This window comes from Streptomyces sp. NPDC016677 (assembly GCF_055562815.1).
Map to the genome: position 1 here is coordinate 17,817 of NZ_JBVHEO010000022.1, position 19,536 is coordinate 37,352.

The window sequence follows — 19,536 nt, forward strand, 5'->3', positions numbered from 1 at the left end:
CATGAAGATACGCATGCGTCTCATGCTCTATACGGCAGATAGGGTTGAGGAATGGATGTGGTGAGCGACGCGATCTCTGCCGTGCACCTCGGGCACCCCTGGTTCCACCGGATGCGGACCGACGGCACGTGGTGCGCGCGGCTGGACCCGTACGACGGCGCGGGCTTCTACGTCGTCGTCAAGGGCCGCTGCTGGCTTGTGACCGACAACCGCGCGCCCGTGCTCCTCGGTGTGGGTGACGCGGTGCTGCTGCCCCACGGCACCGGCCACGTGATCGCCGACTTCCCGATCGACCCGGCGACCGCGAGGACCGAGGCGGTGCCGTTCGAGGAGTCCCTTGCCGGGCAGCCGGAGCCGCCGACCGGGCGGGAGCCCTGCGGGACCGAGGTGATCTGCGGCACGTACTGGCTCGACTGCAGCCGCATGCACCCGCTCATGGCTGAGCTGCCTGAGATCGTCCACCTGCCCCACCGAGTGGGTGACCACCCCGAACTCCGTGCGGCCGTCGATCTGCTCGCCGGTGAGCTGGATGAGGTCAAGTGCGGGTCCTGCGTGGCACTGCCGAGCCTGCTCGACCTCCTCCTCGTCTACATGATCCGCGCCTGGATGACCGAGGCCCGCGACGGCACCTGGCCCCGCGTTCTCGGTGACCCGGTGACTGCCGCCGCTCTGCGGGCCCTGCACTCCGATCCCGGCGCGCCGTGGAGCACCGGCCGGCTGGCGGCCGAGGCGGGTGTCTCCCGGCCCACCCTGGCGCGCCGGTTCACCGCGCTCGTCGGCCGCCCTCCGATGGCATACCTCACCTGGTGGCGTTTGGTCCGTGCCGCCACTCTGCTTCGGGACACCCAGGACACTCTGGCCGCCATCGCCGGGCGCGTCGGCTACGGCAGCCCGTACGCCCTCTCCCACGCCTTCCAGCGGGAGTTCGGTGTCACCCCGGGACGGTATCGAGCGCAGGCCACGGCCCGGTCCGCCGCCGTCGGAGCGGGCTGACAACCGACGGCTCCCGGCAAAGGGGGTGAGGCGCGAGGCGCGGCTCTCGGGATCACCGGTCGCCGCCGTCCGCGGACAGGCCGGAGTTGCCCCCCTAGCCCAGGGCAGCACTGCCATCCGGGAGGAAGCCGATGCGCATTGCGAAGACTTCGGGCGTGGGGGCTGATATATGCGCGGACGCCACCGCCGGCCCGGTGAACCAATACGGCCGCAGCACCGAAGGGACTGCCTGGAGGTCGTCCCGTAACTGGTGGCGCGGCTGGTGCGCCGGCCGGGCGGAGGCGGGGTGATCTCAGCAGATGGTCCGAAGCGGATCGGGGCGGTCTGCCGGTGTGACCGGGGTGCGGTCCGTCATGCTGGGAGCGCGGGTGCGGTACCGAGGCGGCGATGACCAGGTCGAGGCGGTGGGCGGTAAGGATACGCGGGTCGACGGCAATCGCGAGGCTGGCCTCTCCTGACGCGACGAGCGCTACCGGTTTTGAACCAGTGATTCGGAGAAGGCCTGCTGTACGGCATCTGCAACACCGCCGAGGGCACCGCACCGCCGCGTCACCCGCGCTGGCTGCGCTATTACTGTCGCACTTCAGCCCGAGTCCGTCGCCGTGTGACGCCGCCGCTCACTCGGGCATGAACTCCAAGCACTTCGCGGTGTGGAGTTCGTGCCACGGAACCTGCCGACGCTTCCGCCCCCAGACGTACGCATGGACGGCCACGTCGGCGTGACGCACAACAGAAGCCAGCATGTCCAGCACGCCGACGACCCGCTCGGCCCCGAGACGGACTCGGCCCCCGACGTGGGCATGGTGAAGGGCATCGGCGTCAGCCTCGGCGTCGGTATCCCGGAACTCCTCAAGCGCTTCCTCGTCGCGAAGCTCACCGTTCTGGTGGGTCAGGAGATGTCGCAGGTCCTTGGCCCACTCGACGTCGAGCGTGTCGACGGTGCTTCCGAGAACGGTGTGAGCGGTGACCAGGGTCTTCCAGCCCGGGGAGGTGAAGCCCTTAGGTGTCTTCAGACGAAGTCGATGGGTTCCCTGCCGGTCCTCGACGGTGACGCGCCACCCCTCGATGACTTCATGGGCTGACTTTTCAAGGTACGCCTCGAACGCTGTCACGCCGTTCTTCAAGACTGAGGCCTCCACCATCCACTGGTGGGAGAAGGGCCAGAGGCCACCCACGGAGTCGTGGAACGCGTCGACGTGCTCGTCGCCACAGTGGACTTCCGGGTCGAACACATCGCTGAGAGCATCCTCAGCCTGCTTCCACTGACGCTCGTAGGCTTCGGCCGACCACGCGCCCGTCAGCTTGAGGAACGCCCGGTTCTCCGCATCGACCTTGCGCCAGTCATCAATTCGTAACCCTTTGCGAGGCCCGGCGCAGGTCGGCCATCTCCTCCCCGGCGCGTGGCCGGGACCCGCGTCGCGGGCCGAGGGCGAGGCTCAACTGGTCGATGGTGGCGGGGGCCCTGCGGGTCTTCTGCCCAGCATGCTCAGCCCGAGACCAAGACCGGTGAAGGCGGGCCCAAGGACTCCGCAGCACAGTCTCCCGGGCCAGCTTCCCGTGAGATTGCCCAGGCGGGGAGTGCGTCGGGGCCGGCCAGCCTGTCGGCAGCGTCGGATGCCGCTGGGGCGTGGCGCGCGATCAGCGGCCAACCGGTGCGGAAGCGGTGCCGGGGCAGGCCCCCAGGAACTCCCTGGCGCCTCGTAGCTTCGTGCTCAGCCGACGTTGTGAAGTGCGGCTGTCGAGACGGATGTCGAGGGTCCCCGGCAGGTCGGTTACCGTCCTGCGGCCGGCCGGCCAGCCAGAAGCAGGGCGGGGTCGATGCCGTCGTGTCGGGCGATGAGGGTGCCCAGGGGCGTGGCGGCTGAAGGCATCGGGCCCAGCCAGGTGGAAGATGCCGGTCACGTCGGACACTGCGAGTTCCGAGAGGGCGGCTGCCGGATCGGAGACGTGCACGGGGCAGCGGATGTCGCCCGTGAACAGAGTGCCCTCGCGGGTCCCGGCGGCAAGTTCGTGCACGATCCGTTCGTGGACGGATCCGCCGTCGCCCATGATTCAGAGAGGTGCGGGCGACGGCCGGGGCGGGGTGCAGGAGACGGACCGCCGTCTCGGCGGTGGCCTTCGCGGCGCCGTACGGGGTGATCGGATCCGGGAGCGCGGTTTCGGCATAGCGGACATCGGACCCGGAGAAGATCGCCGGCGTCCCGCCGCGGCCAGGCCGAGCACCTGCCGGGTGCCCTCGACGTTCACCCGGCGCAGTACGGCCCGGTCGCTCTGCCGACAGCAGCCGATCGATCTGACGAAGCTGCGTGCGATGCCCGGCAGCGGGCCGCTCCGCGTCAGGCGTCGGCGAGGAGGGGGTCGTACGGCGTGCCCGAACGGCGTCCTGCCATGAAGGAGAGGAAGCCGCCCACGAAGGCGCTCCGGCCGCAGGTGCCGTCGGCAGTGGTGAGGTCGCGGTGGAAGGCGGTGCGGAACAGCGTCCGGTACTCGTCCGCGTCGATGGTTCCGTTGCCGTCCTTGTCGGTGGCGTCGAAGAGGACCTCGGCGACGCGGATCAGCGCGGGGCCGGCGAGCGAGGGGACGGCGGCGGCGTACTCGTCGGCGCTGACCCGGCCGTCACCGTCCGTGTCCAGTGCGGCCTGGAGTTCGCGCCACCAGGCGGCGAAGGCGTCGTAGAGCCGGGTCTCCTCGGGTTCGTCCAGGTCGAGGCGGGTGGCCAGCTCGCGTGCCATGGCTGCCAGGTCGGGCCAGTCGAGGTGGCCGTCACCGGTCTGGTCCAGCACCTCCCGGAAGAACTCGCCAGCCGAACGCCGGCCGTCTCCCCGGTCCGACGAGGATGCCGCGGCCGACAGCGGTGTGAGGAGGCGCAGCAGGGCCGACGCACGCTTCATCCGCGAACGCAGGGCGGTCGCGGCCGGGCTGCGGGGGTCGTCGCTGTCGGGTGAGAGGGAGAGGGTCTCGATGATGGTCTCGGCGTTGATCCAGCCCTGCGGCAGGAAGCGGGCCAGTCCGGCGGCGAGGTAGGCGCCCTGCATGAGGGTCGGGGCGCCGGGCATCTCCGGCAAACCGGCCCGACGCCGGTACGCCTCCGGGAGCGAGGCGACGGTGATCGCGCCGAGGACCGGGCCGGCCACGGCCCGGCCGGCCGCCCACAGGGTCGGCACACCCGCGAGCAGCGCCGGGGCGGGCAACTGGTCGAAGAGCCGGTAGAGGATGACGCGGGCCGCCTCGGTGTTCTCCAGTTCGTTCTCGACGACGCCGTCGAAGTACCGCCAGAAGTCCTTCAGTTCCGTCGGCAGCTCGGCCGCGTCACCGTCGAGCGCGGCGAGGTACGCGCGGTACTCGGCGTACAGCTGTTCCATCGTTTCCCGGCCGAGCGGCTGGCCGCTCAGCCGGCACATGGTGACGGTGCTCTCGAAGAGCGTGGCGACCACCCAGGCCCGGGTCGCGCGGTCTCGCGCGTCGTAGCCGCGGCCACGGGTATCGGAACCGCTGATCCGGGCGTGCAGCCGGTTGAGCCGCGCCGCTTCCCGTTCCCGTACCGAAGGGTCGGCGCCGAACATGCGCCGCAAGCTGAAGAACGTGTTGCGCAGCCGGCGCCAGGGGTGGGTGACGAAGGTGGAGCTGTCGAGGAGGGCGGCGCCGACCTGCGGGTGAGCGGCTTCCAGCACCGTGGCGCGGATCAGGGCCAGCGCCCAGCGCGGGTCGTCGAAGAAGGCACTGAACTGCCTGGCCGGCCCGAACAGGGGCGCCTCGTCGGCCGTCTCAGTGGTGGCGGACGTCATGATGGGTCTCCGTCGGTCGTGGGTGGCACCCCGCCGAAGCGGCGGTCGCGGCGCCGGTAGGTGTGCAGGCAGGCGAGGAAGTCGGGGCCGCGGAAGTCCGGCCAGAGCACCTCGGGGAAGATCCACTCGGCGTAGGCGACGTGCCAGAGCATGAAGTTGGAGATGCGCTGCTCGCCGGAGGTGCGGATGACCAGATCCACATCGGGGGTGTCGGGGAACGGCAGGTGCTGCGCGAAGAGCTGCTCGGTGACCTCCTCGACGGTGGTCCGGCTGCGGATGAGCGACCTCGCGGCCTCGACGATGTCCCGGCGCCCTCCGTGGTCGAAGGCGACGGTGAGCGTCATCCCCCGGTTGCCGGCGGTCAGCGTCGTCAGGTCGTCGAAGTCCTGGGCCAGTTCGCGGGGAATACGCGGATCGGCGACGCCGAGGAATCGGCAGCGGATGCCACGGGCCAGCAGCGACGGCGCGTGCTTGCGCACGACCCGGCGCACCAGACGCATCAGGAACTCGACCTCGGGCTCGGGACGGTTCCAGTTCTCGGTGCTGAAGGCATACAGGCTGAGCCACTTCACTCCCGAGGCGCGGGCTGCCTCGATGACATCGATGACGGTGGTCTCGGCGGCTCGGTGCCCGGCCGTGCGGGGGAGTGAACGCCGCTGGGCCCAACGGCCGTTGCCGTCCATCACACAGGCCACATGCCGCGGCACCGCACGCACCGGCCCGCCGTCCTGCCGCCCCCTGCCGGACCCGTCCGAAGCGGCACGATCGGCCGCCCACTGCTCAGTCACACCCACCCCGCTTCGCCGCCCCACCGGAGCGTTCTCCGGCAGGAGTCTGACAGCGCGGAAGCGGACCGGGCCGACCAGATGACCATCTGTCACCCTTGGCGCGTACGTTCGAAGCCGGCCGGCGCCACTCCGTGACTGGCGGGTTCCGGGCTCACCGTCCGTGGGCCCCGAGCCTCACAATGGCGGGCCCAGCCCGTAGGAGGTCGCCGTGAACCCCGCATGTTCGGTCAGTCCGCTCAAGGGTGCCCTGCGGGCCGCACTCGTCCTCGCGCTGCTGCTCGGCTGGTCCGCCGCCCTCGCACCGGACGCCCGAGCGGGGCAGCGGGGGGAGGCGCAGGCAGGTGCCGTGGTGCGCGGCGGCGACCCGCTCTACAGCACGACCGCCCGCTGCACCGTAGGCTTCAACGCCCGTTCCGGCGCCACGCTGTACGCCCTGGTGTCCGGCCGGTGTGCTCAGGACGGCGACGGCACCTGGTACGCCGACGCCGCCCTGACCGTGGCCGTCGGTGTCACCGCGGGGGTGAGTCATCCCGGCAACGACTACGCGGCCATCCGGTACACCGACACGACTGGTACCTACCCGGGCGAGGTCTCGCTGGGCGGGGCCGGCACCCGTGACATCACCAACGCGGCCGGTCCTGCCGTCGGGCAGCCGGTCTGCCATGTCGGACGGACCACGGGATACCGCTGCGGGACCGTCCAGGCGGTCAATGTGACCGTCGACTACGGCGGTGGTGCCGTGTCCGGTCTGTTCCGGTCAAACGTCTGCGCGGAGGCCGGGGACGCAGGCGGTCCGGCGTTCTCCGGTGGCACGGCCCTCGGCATCATCGTCGGCAGCAGCGGCAACTGCGCCGTGGGGGGCTCCACTTACTACCAGCCCGTGGTCGAGTGGCTCTCCGCGTACGGCCTGAGCATCTACTGAGCGCCGCGCACCCGGTGAACGACCTCCTCGCCGGCTGCTTTCCGCGTCAGCCCGCTCGTCGGGCGCCCTGAACCGATGCCAGTGCCGCCGCCACCCGCTCCACCGCCTCCGCCGGCGTCGAGGCGTGCGGTGACAGGCGCAGCGAATCCGCCCGCACGGTCGATGTCACACCTTCTCCGCGCAGCGCCCGCGCCACCGCCGCCGGGTCGTGCCCCACCACGGTGAACGAAAGGATGCCCGCACGCCGCGCGGGATCGGCCGGAGACAGCACTCTGCCGCCGAACCTCTCCACGGTGTCGGCGAGTTCGACGACCCGCACGCCGATCGCGCCCTCGATCGCCTCCACTCCGTACCGCTCCACCAGTGCCAGCGCGGCGGCGAAGGAGGCGGCCGTGACCGGACTGAGGTTGGTGATGGACCAGCGGCGCGCGTCCGGTGCGGGCGGGTGCTCGACGCCGTCGAAGACACCGACGTCCGCCACCCCCGTCCACCCGGTGAGCACCGGCTGCAGCGACTCCAGCGCCCGGTCGGACAGGGTCGCGAACCCGGTCGACCAGCCGGCCCGCAGCCACTTCTGCCCGCCCGCGATCACCACATCGGCCGCCTGCCAGGGCAGCTCGGCCGCCCCGAAAGCCTGGATGGCGTCCACCACCAGGAGCCGGTCCGGGCCGATCACCTCCCGCAGCGCGGCCAGGTCGGCCTTGAACCCGGTGCGGAAGTCCACCGCGCTCACCGACAGCGCGACGACGTCGTCCGTCAGCGCCCCCCGCACCAGGTCGGGCGTGACACCGCCGCCGGGGCCCGGCTCCAGCCAGCGGGGCACCGCCCGCCCCAGTTCCGCCGCCCGCCGCCACGGGTACTGGTTCGACGGGAAGTCGCCGCGCGGTGCCAGCACGATCCCGTGCCGCAGTCCGAGCGCCGCGTGGAACAGACCGGTCGAGGCGTTCGGCAGCAGAACGGTGTGCGCCGCGTCCGTGCCCGCCAGCCGCGCTGCCGCGTCCCGAGCCGTTTCCTCCGCCCGCATGAGTTCGTCCACAGTCGTATGGGTCGCCCGCGCGGAGGCTTCCACGGCCCGCGCGGTGGCGGCCACGGCGTCACGCGACGGTGGTCCGAAACGGGCGAAGTCCAGGTAACCGGCTGGGGCGTCGAAATGCGCGGCGTACGGCGTGAGCACAAGGTGTCCTTCGGGCTGTGCGATACGGGTGCGAGCCTATCGCCAGGTCTGCCGCGCGCTCCGGGTGGGCTCACCGGCCGCTCGGACGGTCCGTCACTCGCACACCGGTGAGCGCGGGTCCCAGCGGCGCTGGCGGAACCAGGCCGACGACTCGGCCCCGTAGCCCGGCTCCGATCAGGCCGGCCAGGGTGCGCGTCACCGCACGTGTCCGCAACCGCGCGCCGAGGGGACCACGACGACGGGGAAGGAAGCCCGACGTGCGGCGCGCCGGGTGACCGAGCCGAGCAGCAAGCCCTGGTGGATCGCGGGCGATGAAGGGAGCATGTGCTCATCGGGCACCCCTAACAATGGCTGTCCGGGCAGACAGGGGGGTCTCCGACGTCATCGGTTTTCTATTTCATGAGAGCCTCAATTGGCGCTCCGCCCCATCCACACGCCTTCGCCGAGTACACCCAGACCGAAGAATCCACGACGAATTCCGCAGGGAGCTGTTCGTTTCTTCACTGTTCTCCGGAGGAGTACCGTGGCAGGCCGCCTGTCCACTTCCGAGCCGGTCATGGAGGGCCGACCGGACATGATCGCCGACCGGACCGGCGACGGTGTTCTCGGCGTCCTGCCCGCGCGCGGCGCGCCGTCCGCACCGGCCGCCGCCCAGTCCGGCCGCCGGCCAGTGAGGGCTCAGGAGGAGCTGCCGCGCGGCCGGCCTGGAGACCGTCCCGTACGAGAGCCGCCGCTACCCGGCCCGCCAGCCGTTCGTGGCCGTCAGTCTCAATCGTCTGCTGCCGGTGGAGGACCGCACCACCCCGCATGTGCCGGCCGTGCCGCTCTCTCCCGCGCAGGCCGCGCTGCCCAGGACGACGGACGGGGCCTGCACGAGCTGCTGTTCGCCGGTGGCGACACCCGGCGTCCGCGTCCGTGGGCGGCCGACCCGACCGGCTGGATCGTCGCCCGGGCGCTGCACACCATCGAGCGGCGGAACGGCGGTTTCTTCTGTGGGCATACGCCCAGGCGGTTTTCGGGTTCCAGCCGCGGGCGGTGTGTCCGGGCTGGGCGGCGGCTCGTTCCGCAGGAGGCCTTTCCCGGCCTCGGCCGCAGCCCTGTCGGCCGTTGGTCTGGCGTTGGCCGGGGCAGGGTTGGCGACCGCTGCGGGTTGCTGGTGAGGGGGTGGTGGGGGTGTGGTCAGGACGCGTGTGCTGTGAGGGCGAGGATGCTCTGTGCGGTTGCGAGGAGGGCCTGCTGCGGCGGGCGTGGCGTCCATCCGAGCATGCGCTGGGCTTTGGCGCTTGTTGCGTCGCGTGGGGTGCCGAGCATCGACAGGCTCAGCCGGACGTTGTCGTCGAACGCGGCGATGATGCGCACGATCCAGTCGGGGATGGTCCGGGTAGGGACCTTGCGTGCCGCTTCCCCGAGTTCGTCCCGCAGTGTCTGTGCCATTTCGGGGAGGGTCATCAGCCCGGCGGTTGCGATGAAGCGTTCGCCTGCGGCGGTGGGGTGCGTCATCGCGCGCACGTGGAGATCGGCGACGTCGCGGGCATCGACGATTCCGACCGTGGCTCGCGGCAGGACGGGGATACTTCCGTCGAGCAGGGCCGCGATCGACCCGGCCGAGGTGCCGTAGTCGCTGCTGAGTACCGGCCCGAGTATGCCGGTCGGGTTCACGACCGCCAGCTCGAGGCCCTCACGCTGTGCAAAGTCCCACGCGGCGCGCTCGGCGAGCGTCTTGGACTTGGCGTAGGCGGACACGCCGCGGCCGGTGAGGTCCGTCCAGATCGTCTCGTCGTAGGGCGTGGTCGTCGGTGTATGCCCGTAGTCGATCGCTGCCAGCGACGAGGTCAGCACGACCCTCTTGACGCCGCCGCGCTGTGCTGCGCCGAGCACGCGCAACGCGCCGTCGCGGGCGGGCGCGATCAGGTCGCTCTCGTCGGCGGGAGGTGTGGCGGGGAAGGGTGAGGCGACGTGCAGTACGTAGTCGCAGCCGGCGACAGCGGCGTCCCATCCTTCGTCCGCGGTGAGATCGGCCTGCACGGTCTCGACGCCGGTTGCGGCCGTGCTGCCGCCCGTGGCGGTCATCGAACGGACGCGGTCTGCGCCGCGCTCGGAGCGCACGGTGGTGCGCACCTGGAAGCCGTCCTCCAGCAGGCGCAGGATGCAGTGTGCGGCGAGGAAACCGCTGCCGCCCGTGACGAGCACTCGGGAGTGTGTCATGCCTGGCTCCTTTTCCCGTCTGTGCCGGTATCGGAAGACCGGCCGCCTGACCCGATCGCTGCCCACACCGCGGTGAAGCCCACGTGGCAGCGGCTGTCGAACTGTTCGGGCTCGCGCGACACCGCCTCCATGGTCGTGGCCGCCAGGGCGCCCACCATGGCCACGAGGAACTCGAGGGGCTGGTCAGCGAAGGGCCCACCGGCCTGTGCTTCCGCGAAGAGCGCGTCCGCGCCCTGCATCGCGGCGGTGCCGTCACGCCGGGACTGGTCGGTCAGCTCATGGGAGGTCTCGATCAGCATCAGCACGCGCTGCTTGTCGGGGTCGGCTGCTCCCCACCTGATCCACCGCCGCCAGCCTTCCCCGGCACGGTCCCGCAAGGGGCCGTCGGGAATGGGCGGCTCGGCCACCGCAGCGGCGAGGTCGTGCTTCAGGTGGAGGTACAGCCCGTTGAGCAACGCCGTTTTCGTCGGGAAGTAGTTGAACAGCGAGCCGACCGAGAGTCCCGCCTCGGCCGCGATCGAGGCGGTCGGCGCCGCCAGCCCGTTGCGCGCGATCGCCCGTGTCGCAGCCTCCAGCACCGCGGCGCGGCGCTGGTCGCTCAATGTTCGTGGCATCGACAGCTCCTATAAACGACTGATCGGTCAGTCGTTTATAGCATTCCTGGCGGCGGGCCGCTACCCCGAGGGGGTCCGGAAACAGCACGACGCGGCGACCCGTGCTGTCGGATGCCTGATGTCGAGCGGAGTGCCCGCGGTGCCGTGGATGCCTGCCGCGCTCTCCCGGGTCGCTGTCACCGCCGATGGCTGAGCGGTGTCTCCTCGCTGATGGCGGCGTTGGCCGTGGCCGGTGCCGGGATCACCGGGTCAGAGTGAGGGGGTGCGGATGGGCGGTCCCTGCTGTGGGGCCCCGAGGGTTCGCAGTGCGGCGGCAGTCGCGCGGGATCTCGCGGTCTTGAGGGGGGCCGGGCAATGTTCGACGCGGGCGCGGATCTTCCGGTGCCCGGTGTTGTGGTCCTGTTTCCAGGCGGCAGGTTCGCTGCCGTCGCGGGGTTTGCGGGACGGGGTGATCATCTCCGGGTTGCCGCGGTAGACGCCGTCGGCCACCGCGCTCCGGCCCGCCGGTTGCTGGCTGATGTCGCCGGTGCGGTACATGATCGTGTCGTTGCGGTTGCCCGGCTGCGGGTCGCCCGGGGGCGATGACCGGACGGGTGTTCGCGTCGATCGCGACGTGCGGATGGCCCGGACACCGGTGGTTCTTGCCCGGGGCGGCGAGGCGTTGGTCCCGGGTGGGGATCAGCGTGTTGTCGACGACGGCGATCTGGCCTTTCGGGTGTCTGCGCTCCGGGGCCGGCACGAGCGGCAGGCCGTGGGGCGTCGATCGTGCTTTCACGTTTCTGGCGGAAGCTGAGGAAGCTGAGGAAGCGAGCCGGGTGGCCGAGGAGCTGAACGCTGCTGATCGTGCCGCGGCGATTCGTGCCTTCGCGCAGGGCATGGGCGTCGGAGCGCCGCCAGACCGGAACCGGGAGGGCCGCCACCGTCGTCCGGCCGTCGGAGGGCGGACCCCTGAGGTTGCTCGATCCGGTGGTGGTTGAGGAATCCGGGCAGACGAGTGGTTCGGGGGGTGTCTTCAGGTTCTTCGATACCCGGGGGCTCGTCCCGCGTCCGCTGATGTTCCGTGGTGAGCGCGAACCGTCGACGGCTTGGGGCGTGTCTCCGTGTTCGGGTGGGGGCTTGCCCTCCCGGCCGTTCACGAACGTGCTCATCTCGCGGGGAAGCCTGTCGCTTGCGCATGCGTTGCGGTGCCGACCGGGTTCGGCGGCCGAGTGCCGCGGTTCGGAACCAGCCTGGCCGTACGAGCGCTGAGCCGAGTTCCTGTCGGCCGAGCCGCCGGGCTCTCGGGCAAGGACGGCGGCTCGTCATGTCATTTCCGGCTGGCCGCTTCACTCTGTGCGGGCAGTGAAGGCTCGCGGACACTTTCCGGACGAGCGGGCCGCCCTGGAGTGCGTCTGCGTGGCGGTCATGTCTCCCGCCCCGCCGGGAAGGGCCGGGTCCGCTGGACCATGCGCTGGAAGACCGCGCTGAACGCCTTCGGCGTCACCTTCGACGGCCGCCGGTCGACGGTCCGTCAGTGAGCCCAGCGACCCCGGTCGCACCGCTCGTCCGGCAGGCCCGGCTCCGCCGCCGGGCTTCGAGGTGCGCCGACGCCGCGGGGCCTCGCCGGTGGCCGGCTCCTCATGCTGCCACACCTCGGAGTGCCTGGTCGACCAGGCGCTCGGTGAGCGATGCGTCGAGGGGGACCTTCAGTACGAGCAGTCGGTGGTAGCAGGCGCCCCAGAGGTGGTCGACGATGATGTCGAGGTCGGCGTCCTCGCGCAGTTGGCCCTGCTGCTGAGCGCTGCGCAGACGCACGCGAGCGAGCTCGCGGCGGGGCAGGGCATAGCTCTCCGACCAGGCGCGGGCTACGTCGGGGTCCATCTGGGCGGCCCCGATGAGCTCGAGTACGGGCTTTCCCGCCCCCTCGTCCGTCAGCCAGCGGACGAACGAGCCGAGCTGGGCGATCAGGTCCGCGCGCAGATCGCCGGTGTCGGGGAAGCCCAGTACCGGCATGCTCTGCGTGAAGTATGCCTCAGCGGCAAGGGCGCCCGGCGACGGCCACCACTTGTAGAGGGTCATCTTGCTCGATCCGGCCTCCGTCGCGACGCGGTCGAAGGTGACGGCTCGCAGGCCGTCGCTCAGCAGGATGCGCCCCGCCGCCTCCAGTACTCCGGCGCGCACCTCCGCGGCCGGACGGCGGCCTCGTCCTCGGCGTGCGGTCGGTTTCTCGGACATGGACAACTCCTTTGTGGACCTCTTGTACATTTCCGCGTATCGTCGTTAGTGGACAGATGGTCCACATCATAGGGAGGTTCGGACCATGACGAACAGCACAGGCCGCGTCGCGATCGTCACCGGCGGATCCGGCGGCATCGGCAGGGCAAGCGTCGAGCGCCTGGCCGTCGACGGGTTCTCGGTCCTCGTGCACTACGCGGGTTCCAAGGAGCGCGCCGAGGCAACGGTCAGCGCACTGACCCGCGCCGGGGTGCGAGCCGTCGCCGCGGGTGGGGACGTCGCGGACGAGGAGGCGATGGCCGAGCTCTTCGACATCGCGGAGCGGGAGTTCGGCGGAATCGACGTGGTCGTCCACACGGCGGGCATCATGCCGCTCGCCCCCCTCGCACAGTTGGATCTGGAGACCTTCGACCGCGTCCAGCGCACCAACGTGCGCGGTACTTTCGTCGTCAACCAGCTTGCCGCGCAACGTCTCCGCCAGGGCGGGGCGATCATCAACTTCTCCACGTCCGTGACCCGGCTGCAGATCCCCGGCTACGCCGCCTACGCAGCGTCCAAGGGCGCGGTCGAGGCCCTGACGCTCATCCTCGCCCGGGAGCTGAGGGGCCGGGACATCACGGTCAACGCCGTCGCTCCCGGCCCCACGGCGACGCCCCTCTTCTTCGAGGGGAAGAACGACGAGGCGGTCGATCGGATCGCCAACGCGAACCCGATGCAGCGGCTGGGCACGCCCGAGGACATCGCCGAGACGGTGGCCTTCCTCGCCGGCCCCGCTCGCTGGGTGAACGGCCAGGTGCTCTACACCAACGGCGGAATGGCCTGAGGAAGCGACAGCGGAAAGTAAGGGACACGCATGCTGACCGTGCTGATCACAGGATCTTCCACCGGCATCGGCCTCCGGACCGCGCAGACACTCGCCGCCGCCGGACACACCGTGTACGCGACGATGCGAGACCCCGGCGGCCGCGATGGCGGCGCCGCGTCCGAACTCGAGGCCCTCGCCGGCTCCCGGGACTGGAAGCTGCGGGTCGCCGAGCTCGATGTGACGTCACAGGCGTCGGCGGACTCGGCCGTGCGCCGCGTACTCGACGGAACGGACGGGCTCGATGTCGTCGTACACAACGCGGGGCACTTGAACATCGGATACGTCGAGGCGTTCACTGACGAGGACGTGAGCCGTCTGCTCGACGTCAACGCCGTCGGTGCGCACCGGGTGAACCGTGCGGTGCTGCCCCATATGCGGGAGCGCCGGTCCGGCACCCTGCTCTACGTCGGAAGCACGGTCCTGGTGACCACTCCGCCCTTCCTCGGCCCCTATGCGGCGTCGAAGGCCGCGTTCGACGCGCTCGCCGTGGTCACCTCCTACGAGGTGTCGCAGTTCGGCATCGAGACATCGATCGTGATGCCGGGAGCCATCACTCAGGGGACGAACCACTTCCCGGGAGCCGGCCGTGCCAGCGACGAGCGGGTGGCGGCTCAGTACACCGAACTGGACCCGCTCGTCGAACGCACCCACGACGCGCACGAGATGCTTTTCGCGCCGGGGAAGGAAGCCCACCCGCAGAGCGTCGCGGACGAGATCGAGCGCATCCTCTCCCTTCCGGCCGGCGGCAAGCCCTTCCGCTCGGTGGTGGATGCGGCCGAGGCCGGTGTGGACCACGTCATGGCGTTCAGCGATCTGACGCGCGAGGCCTTCGTGCGCCGGCTCGGCTTCGCCCAGACCCTGGAGGTGAAGCGGTGAGCGGCGGGTCACGCAGGCACACCGGGCATCCCCGGCGGCCGCTGCGCGCGAGGGCCGGGGCACTGGCGAGCGGTGTCCTGTGCCTCGGTCTGCTGCTGAGCGGCTGCACCGGCTCGTCCGACGAGCCGGCGCAGCCGAGGACAGCGCTGCCGGCGACCGCGGCCCCCCGGTCCGGCGGCGACGTCGCGACGCTCGGGAGCCCCACGGAGCTGACCACCGGACTCGACGCCCCGTGGGGACTGACCTTCCTGCCCGACGGCTCGGCGCTCGTCTCCGAACGGATCACCGGCGAGATCCTGCGCGTGCCCGCCGACGGCGGGCACGCGCGGACGGTCGGAGTCGTACCGGACGTGCACGCGACCTCGGAGGGAGGACTGCTCGGCATCGTCGCGTCACCCGGTTTCGCCGACGACCGCACGGTCTACGCCTCGGTGTCCGGCGCGCGGGAGAACCGCATCGTGGCGCTGACGATCGGGCAGGAGTACGACTCCCTCGCCGTCGACCGGGTGCTGCTCGACGGCATCCGGACCGCCGACCGCCACCACGGCGGGCGGATCGAGATCGGGCCGGACGGCCACCTCTGGATCGGCACCGGTGACGCCTTCGAGCCCGAGAACGCCGCGGACGACGACTCTCTCAACGGCAAGATTCTCCGCATCACGGTGGACGGTTCCGTGCCGGAGGACAACCCGGGAGACTCACCCATATACTCCAGCGGGCACCGCAATGTGCAAGGCATCGCGTTCGGGCCGGACGGCGCCGTGTACGCCTCCGAACTCGGGCACCGCACCTGGGACGAGGTGAACGTGCTGCGGGCCGGCGCCGACTACGGGTGGCCTGACACAGAGGGCACCGCCGGGTCGACGGGTGAGGAACCGATCGCGGTGATCCACCCGGACGACGCCAGCCCTTCCGGGGTCGCCCATGCCCAGGGGTCGTTGTGGATCGGTGCCCTCGGTGGTCAGCGGCTCTGGCAGTTGCCTGTCGACGGCGGGGCCGCGACCGCTGATCCGATCGCCCGTTTCGTGGGGGACTACGGTCGTATCCGTACGGTCGAGGTCGCTCCTGACGGAGCCCTGTGGCTCGTCACCTCGAACACCGACGGCGCCACATGGGGTGGCACAGATTCCCGCGCGGGTGACGACCGCGTCCTCCGCGTCGAGATCAGCGAGCGCTGAGCAGGCCGCGGCGTGCCGCCTGCCCGGCATCGGGCCAGAACTGCGGTACCGACGGCTCTTCGGCAGACGGGCCTGCCGTCGTCCTCCTGCCGGGCCCCCACCGCCGGGCCGGCCGGAGCCGCCTGTCCCCTCATGCTGCCGGCTCTGGCGCGTTGTGGGCCCGGCGGTATGCCGCCGGGGACAGGCCCACATGGGTGTGGAACTGCTTGCGCAGGGCGACCGGGTCCCCGAAGCCGCAGGCGGTGGCAATGCGTGCGATGGTCAGGTCCGTTGACTCCAGCAGCAGGCGGGCGTGGGCGAGCCGGCGCTGGGCCAGCCATTTGAGCGGGCTGATCCCCGTCTCCTTGCGGAACCGGCGGGTGAACGTGCGCACGCTCATGTGCGCATGCCGTGCCATGTCCTCCAGCGTGATCGGTTCGGCCAGCCGTTCGAGTGCCCACTGCCGGGTCGCGGAGGTCGAACGGTCGGTGTCCTGCGGTACCACGTGCTCGATGAACTGTGCCTGTCCGCCCTCGCGCCACGGCGCTGCCACGCACCGGCGTGCCGCGGCCGCCGCGACCGCCGCCCCGTGGTCCAGCCGTACCAGGTGCAGACACATGTCGATGCCGGCGGCGCCGCCGGCGGACGTCAGGATACGGCCGTTGTCGATGAACAGCACCGTCGGATCGACCTCGACATCGGGGAACAGCCGCGCGAACGTGTCACACAGCGCCCAGTGAGTGGTGGCCCGCCGGCCGTCGAGCAGTCCCGCCGCCGCGAGCAGGAAGGCCGAGGTGCACAGACTCACGATGCGGGTCTGCGGCCGGATCGCATCCAGTACGGCGGCGATGTCGCCCGGCAACGTCCCCGTCGCGAGCAGTTCGGCGCTGGGTTCCAGGGTGGCGATCACCACCGTGTCCGCGGTGCGCAGCAGCGACTCGTCGTGGTCCACGACGATCTGGAAGTCCTCGTGCGTCCGGACCGGCCGGCCCCCGACCGAGAAGGTCCGCACCGAGTAGAGGCGCGTCCCGTCCGGAGCGCACGCCTCGTTGAACACCCGGGCCGGGATACCCAGATCCAGGGGAAGGACTCCGTCGAGAGCGAGCACGGCGACGTTGTGTGGCATGGCCGGAATGGTACGGCAGGTGTCCCTCAGGCCACTCACTCGCCGCCCTGACAACCGGGCAGGGTGGCTCTCGCCGGGCCCGGCCCGGCGAGAGGACCGCGGAACAGACACGAGCGGGGAACCATGAGCGAGCGGGTGCACACCCATCGGCGGGGCGTGCGCGTCGGCCAGGGTCCGGCCGGCGGCCTGGGTGAGCGTGGTGCTGCGGCCGGTGTACTGAAGGCGGCCCGCTGTGCCGTAGCGGCCGGCAGCGCGGTCCGTGGCGCGGTGAGTGAGCCGGTGACGGCTCCGGTGACGGCCTCGGTCGTGACCCGCACCTTGTACGTCCGCCAGGAGCGCGTCGGCCGGTACGGCTCATCGAGCCGTTTGACGCACAGTCCCTCCGGCCCGGCTGTCCGTGCCCGCCCGGCGGATACCGGCCAGGGCACGGACACGCATGTCAGCGTCTGCTGCCCGTGGGTGTCAGCGGGTGTGTCAGCAGGTGATGGACAGCGCGTGGCGGAAGACGTTCCCCGGGTCCCACTCGCCCTTGATCCGTTGGAGCCGCGGATAGTTGTCCTTGTAGTAGAGGGTCTGCCAGGGGATGCCGGAGGCGTTCCACTCCGGGTCCTTCAGGTCCGTGTCCGGGTAGTTGATGTACGAGCCGTCGCTGTCGCCGTCGATGACCGGGACGCCGCCGGTCGCCGCGTACGTCTCCTTGTAGAGCCCCCGCATCCAGTCGATGTGCCGGGCGTCGTCGGCGGGGTCGGCCCAGTAGGTGATGAAGTTGGCCTTGAGGACCGAGTCCCGCTGCGGCATGGCGGTGTCGGCGGGGGAGGGCACGTTGGCGCGGCCGCCGTAGGTGTAGAGGAGCACGGAGGCGTGGCCGTCGTAGGCGGGGTCGGAGAGCCGCCGGTACAGGGCGGCGATCTGGTCCTCGGAATAACCCCGGCGCAGGTAGGCGCCCTTGGACTTGGAGCGGTCGTAGGCCCCGGTCTCGTACGGGTTCCTGAGGGTCTCCTTCAGCCACGGCCCCGTCGCCCGGGTTCTGGTGTGCGCCACGTCCACGCCGACGGTCACCGCGCCGATGTAGTCGTCCACCAAGTCGGCCGCGTTCGCCAGGGTGCCGTCGACCTGGACGTTGAGGCCCACCGTCCCGAGGGCCGCGTTGTGCAGCAGTAGGACGCTGTTCAGGCTGGCGTACGGCCCGCCGTCGCCGTCGTTGTCCGTGTGCCACTGACCGTGGTTGCGCACGATGCGGATGAACGCCTCCTCGGTGAGGTCGCTCCACTTCCAGCTGACGGACGCCTTCAGCAGCGCGCCGGGCGGCCTGGGCAGCAGGCCGCCCGGGTCCCCGGTGGCGCCGGGGGTCCTGAACCAGTACTTGGTGACCACGCCGAAGTTGCCGCCGCCCCCGCCGGTGTGGGCCCACCACAGGTCGCGGTGCGGGTCGTCCGCGTCGCTGGTGGCGATCACCGCCCGCGCCTGCCCCGCGCCGTCGACGACCACCACCTCCACCCCGTACAAGTGGTCGACGACCGCTCCGTACTGGCGGCACAGCGCCCCGTAGCCACCGCCCTGCACATGGCCGCCGACGCCCACGGTCGGGCAGGTGCCGCCGGGTATCGTCACGCCCCAGTCCAGGTACAGCGTCCGGTACACATGGCCGAGCTGGGCGCCCGCCTCGACGGCGAACGCCTGCCGCTCCTCGTCGAAGTACACGGCGTCCATCTGGGACACGTCGAGCAGCATCCGTACCTGCCCGTCGTCGACCAGCCCGTCCAGGCAGTGGCCGCCGCTGCGTACGGCGATCCGCGCGCCGTCCCGCACCGCCTCCGCGACGGCGGCCGTGACCTGCTCGGTCGTGTGGACGATCCGCACGGAGTCCGGCTTCCCGGCGAAGCGGCCGTTGTACCCGCGGGCCGTCAGGTCGCCGTACCGGACGTCGTCCGGGGTGACGGTGACCGCGGGCGGGGCGCCCACCGCCCGGCCCGTCTCCCCGGCGGAGTCCGGCGCGCCCGCGTACGCGGGTCCCACGGTGGTGAGCGCGGCGACCGTACCGCCGGCTCCGGCGCCGAGGAACCCGCGGCGCGTCAGTGCTGACATCTGCATCTCCCGTTCTCAGCGATCTTGTTTCTCAGGGCTCGTGCTTCCCAGGGGGCGTGCCGGGTGTGCCCGGTCGTCTTCCGGCCGGCCGGGCGGGCACGCCGCCGGCACCTCGCGGGGCGGCCGGAACGAGAAGGTGCTGCCCTCCGCCAGCACCATCGGCAGCAGGGCGTCCCACAGCCTGCGCAGCCGCCGGTCCAGGTCGGCCCCCTCCACCGCGAGGGAGAGCAGCCGCATCCCGGTGAGCGCCTCCACGAAGACGTGGGCGATGTCCACGGGCAGCAGGTCCGCCCGTATCTCCCGCTGCCGCTGGGCCAGCGCGAGGAACTCCGTGACCAGGGAGAGCCACCGCAGTTCCGCGCCCTGCGTGCCCTCGCCGTCGGGCTCGCCCTCCACCCGGAGGCGGAACCCGGCCCGGGCGACGGGATCGTGCGCCATGCGGCACGCCGCCTCATAGGAGAACTCGACGAGGCCCCGCAGCCCGCTGCGCTCCCGCACCCGGACGGCCATCGCCAGGGCCGGCCAGATGTCGTCCTCCAGTTCCAGGACGGCGGCGGCCAGCTGCTCCTTCGAGTCGAAGTGGAAGTAGAGCGCCCCGCCGGTCACGCCGGCTTCCCGGCTGATGCCGGCGACGCTCGTCCTGTGGTACCCGTGTGCGCCGAAGCCTTCCGCGGCCGCGAGGAGGATTCGGCTCCGTGTGCTCTCGCCTCTCGACAGCAGAACGCACTCCTT

The 19,536-nt window shown here is 71.3% G+C and carries 16 protein-coding genes and 1 pseudogene; 6 read left to right on the forward strand and 11 right to left on the reverse strand.

What is annotated here, in order from left to right; genetic code table 11:
- Positions 1 to 51: 51 nt before the first annotated feature.
- Complete coding sequence (locus ACZ3IG_RS33910; RefSeq protein WP_467436939.1) at positions 52 to 993, forward strand: AraC family transcriptional regulator; 942 nt, start codon at positions 52 to 54, stop codon at positions 991 to 993.
- A 617-nt stretch (positions 994 to 1,610) separates the two neighbouring features.
- Here the strand turns inward: ACZ3IG_RS33910 and ACZ3IG_RS33915 are convergent.
- The 3 genes from ACZ3IG_RS33915 to uppS form a co-directional block, all read right to left on the reverse strand.
- Entirely contained in the window at positions 1,611 to 2,225 is a 615-nt protein-coding gene (locus ACZ3IG_RS33915) for a hypothetical protein (RefSeq protein WP_467436941.1), read from the reverse strand.
- Between the two features lie 1,104 nt (positions 2,226 to 3,329).
- Positions 3,330 to 4,778: an oxygenase MpaB family protein gene (locus tag ACZ3IG_RS33920; RefSeq protein WP_467436942.1), complete on the reverse strand. Its 1,449-nt coding sequence runs from the start codon at positions 4,776 to 4,778 to the stop codon at positions 3,330 to 3,332.
- Positions 4,775 to 5,494, reverse strand: coding sequence for a polyprenyl diphosphate synthase (uppS, locus tag ACZ3IG_RS33925; RefSeq protein ID WP_467436944.1), 720 nt, complete (start codon positions 5,492 to 5,494; stop codon positions 4,775 to 4,777). Before uppS ends, ACZ3IG_RS33920 begins: the two co-directional genes overlap by 4 nt.
- Positions 5,495 to 5,774: 280 nt before the next feature.
- Between uppS and ACZ3IG_RS33930 the strand changes: the two genes are divergently transcribed.
- A complete protein-coding gene (locus ACZ3IG_RS33930; protein WP_467436945.1) occupies positions 5,775 to 6,488 on the forward strand; it encodes a S1 family peptidase in 714 nt (237 codons plus the stop codon).
- 46 nt (positions 6,489 to 6,534) lie between these two features.
- On the opposite strand, the gene ACZ3IG_RS33935 is transcribed toward ACZ3IG_RS33930, so the two are convergent.
- From ACZ3IG_RS33935 to ACZ3IG_RS33950, 4 genes are all read right to left on the reverse strand, one after another.
- Positions 6,535 to 7,662, reverse strand: a complete 1,128-nt coding sequence (locus ACZ3IG_RS33935) for an aminotransferase class V-fold PLP-dependent enzyme (RefSeq protein ID WP_467436947.1) — start codon at positions 7,660 to 7,662, stop codon at positions 6,535 to 6,537.
- Positions 7,663 to 8,841: 1,179 nt separating this feature from the next.
- Positions 8,842 to 9,867, reverse strand: a complete 1,026-nt coding sequence (locus tag ACZ3IG_RS33940; protein WP_467436948.1) for an SDR family oxidoreductase — start codon at positions 9,865 to 9,867, stop codon at positions 8,842 to 8,844.
- Entirely contained in the window at positions 9,864 to 10,481 is a 618-nt protein-coding gene (locus ACZ3IG_RS33945) for a TetR/AcrR family transcriptional regulator (protein WP_467436950.1), read from the reverse strand. Before ACZ3IG_RS33945 ends, ACZ3IG_RS33940 begins: the two co-directional genes overlap by 4 nt.
- A 249-nt stretch (positions 10,482 to 10,730) precedes the next feature.
- Positions 10,731 to 11,018 carry a hypothetical protein gene (locus ACZ3IG_RS33950; RefSeq protein WP_467436951.1) on the reverse strand — a complete coding sequence of 96 codons (288 nt, stop codon included), beginning with the start codon at positions 11,016 to 11,018 and terminating at the stop codon, positions 10,731 to 10,733.
- A gap of 798 nt (positions 11,019 to 11,816) precedes the next feature.
- On the opposite strand from ACZ3IG_RS33950, the pseudogene ACZ3IG_RS33955 reads away from it, so the two are divergent.
- Positions 11,817 to 11,998 (forward strand): annotated as a pseudogene (locus ACZ3IG_RS33955) (IS256 family transposase); the annotation flags it as partial.
- Positions 11,999 to 12,098: 100 nt separating this feature from the next.
- Here ACZ3IG_RS33955 and ACZ3IG_RS33960 read toward each other — a convergent pair.
- A complete protein-coding gene (locus ACZ3IG_RS33960) occupies positions 12,099 to 12,695 on the reverse strand; it encodes a TetR/AcrR family transcriptional regulator C-terminal ligand-binding domain-containing protein (RefSeq protein WP_467436952.1) in 597 nt (198 codons plus the stop codon).
- A gap of 85 nt (positions 12,696 to 12,780) precedes the next feature.
- Here ACZ3IG_RS33960 and ACZ3IG_RS33965 point away from each other — a divergent pair, with 85 nt between their 5' ends.
- From ACZ3IG_RS33965 to ACZ3IG_RS33975, 3 genes are read left to right on the forward strand one after another with little or no spacing between them, the layout of a single operon-like run.
- The gene (locus ACZ3IG_RS33965; RefSeq protein WP_467436954.1) at positions 12,781 to 13,518 is read left to right on the forward strand and encodes an SDR family oxidoreductase; all 738 of its coding nucleotides are present in this window, start codon (positions 12,781 to 12,783) and stop codon (positions 13,516 to 13,518) included.
- 30 nt (positions 13,519 to 13,548) lie between these two features.
- Positions 13,549 to 14,436, forward strand: a complete 888-nt coding sequence (locus ACZ3IG_RS33970) for an SDR family oxidoreductase (protein WP_467436955.1) — start codon at positions 13,549 to 13,551, stop codon at positions 14,434 to 14,436.
- Positions 14,433 to 15,614: a PQQ-dependent sugar dehydrogenase gene (locus ACZ3IG_RS33975; protein ID WP_467436956.1), complete on the forward strand. Its 1,182-nt coding sequence runs from the start codon at positions 14,433 to 14,435 to the stop codon at positions 15,612 to 15,614. Before ACZ3IG_RS33970 ends, ACZ3IG_RS33975 begins: the two co-directional genes overlap by 4 nt.
- Before the next feature lie 130 nt (positions 15,615 to 15,744).
- Here ACZ3IG_RS33975 and ACZ3IG_RS33980 read toward each other — a convergent pair whose 3' ends face one another.
- From ACZ3IG_RS33980 to ACZ3IG_RS33990, 3 genes are all read right to left on the reverse strand, one after another.
- Entirely contained in the window at positions 15,745 to 16,719 is a 975-nt protein-coding gene (locus ACZ3IG_RS33980; protein WP_467436958.1) for a GlxA family transcriptional regulator, read from the reverse strand.
- Between the two features lie 474 nt (positions 16,720 to 17,193).
- A complete protein-coding gene (locus ACZ3IG_RS33985; RefSeq protein WP_467436959.1) occupies positions 17,194 to 18,804 on the reverse strand; it encodes an FAD-binding oxidoreductase in 1,611 nt (536 codons plus the stop codon).
- Positions 18,805 to 18,819: 15 nt separating this feature from the next.
- Positions 18,820 to 19,524 (reverse strand): ScbR family autoregulator-binding transcription factor, encoded by a 705-nt coding sequence (locus tag ACZ3IG_RS33990; RefSeq protein ID WP_467437005.1) that lies wholly within the window; start codon positions 19,522 to 19,524, stop codon positions 18,820 to 18,822.
- Positions 19,525 to 19,536: the final 12 nt, after the last annotated feature.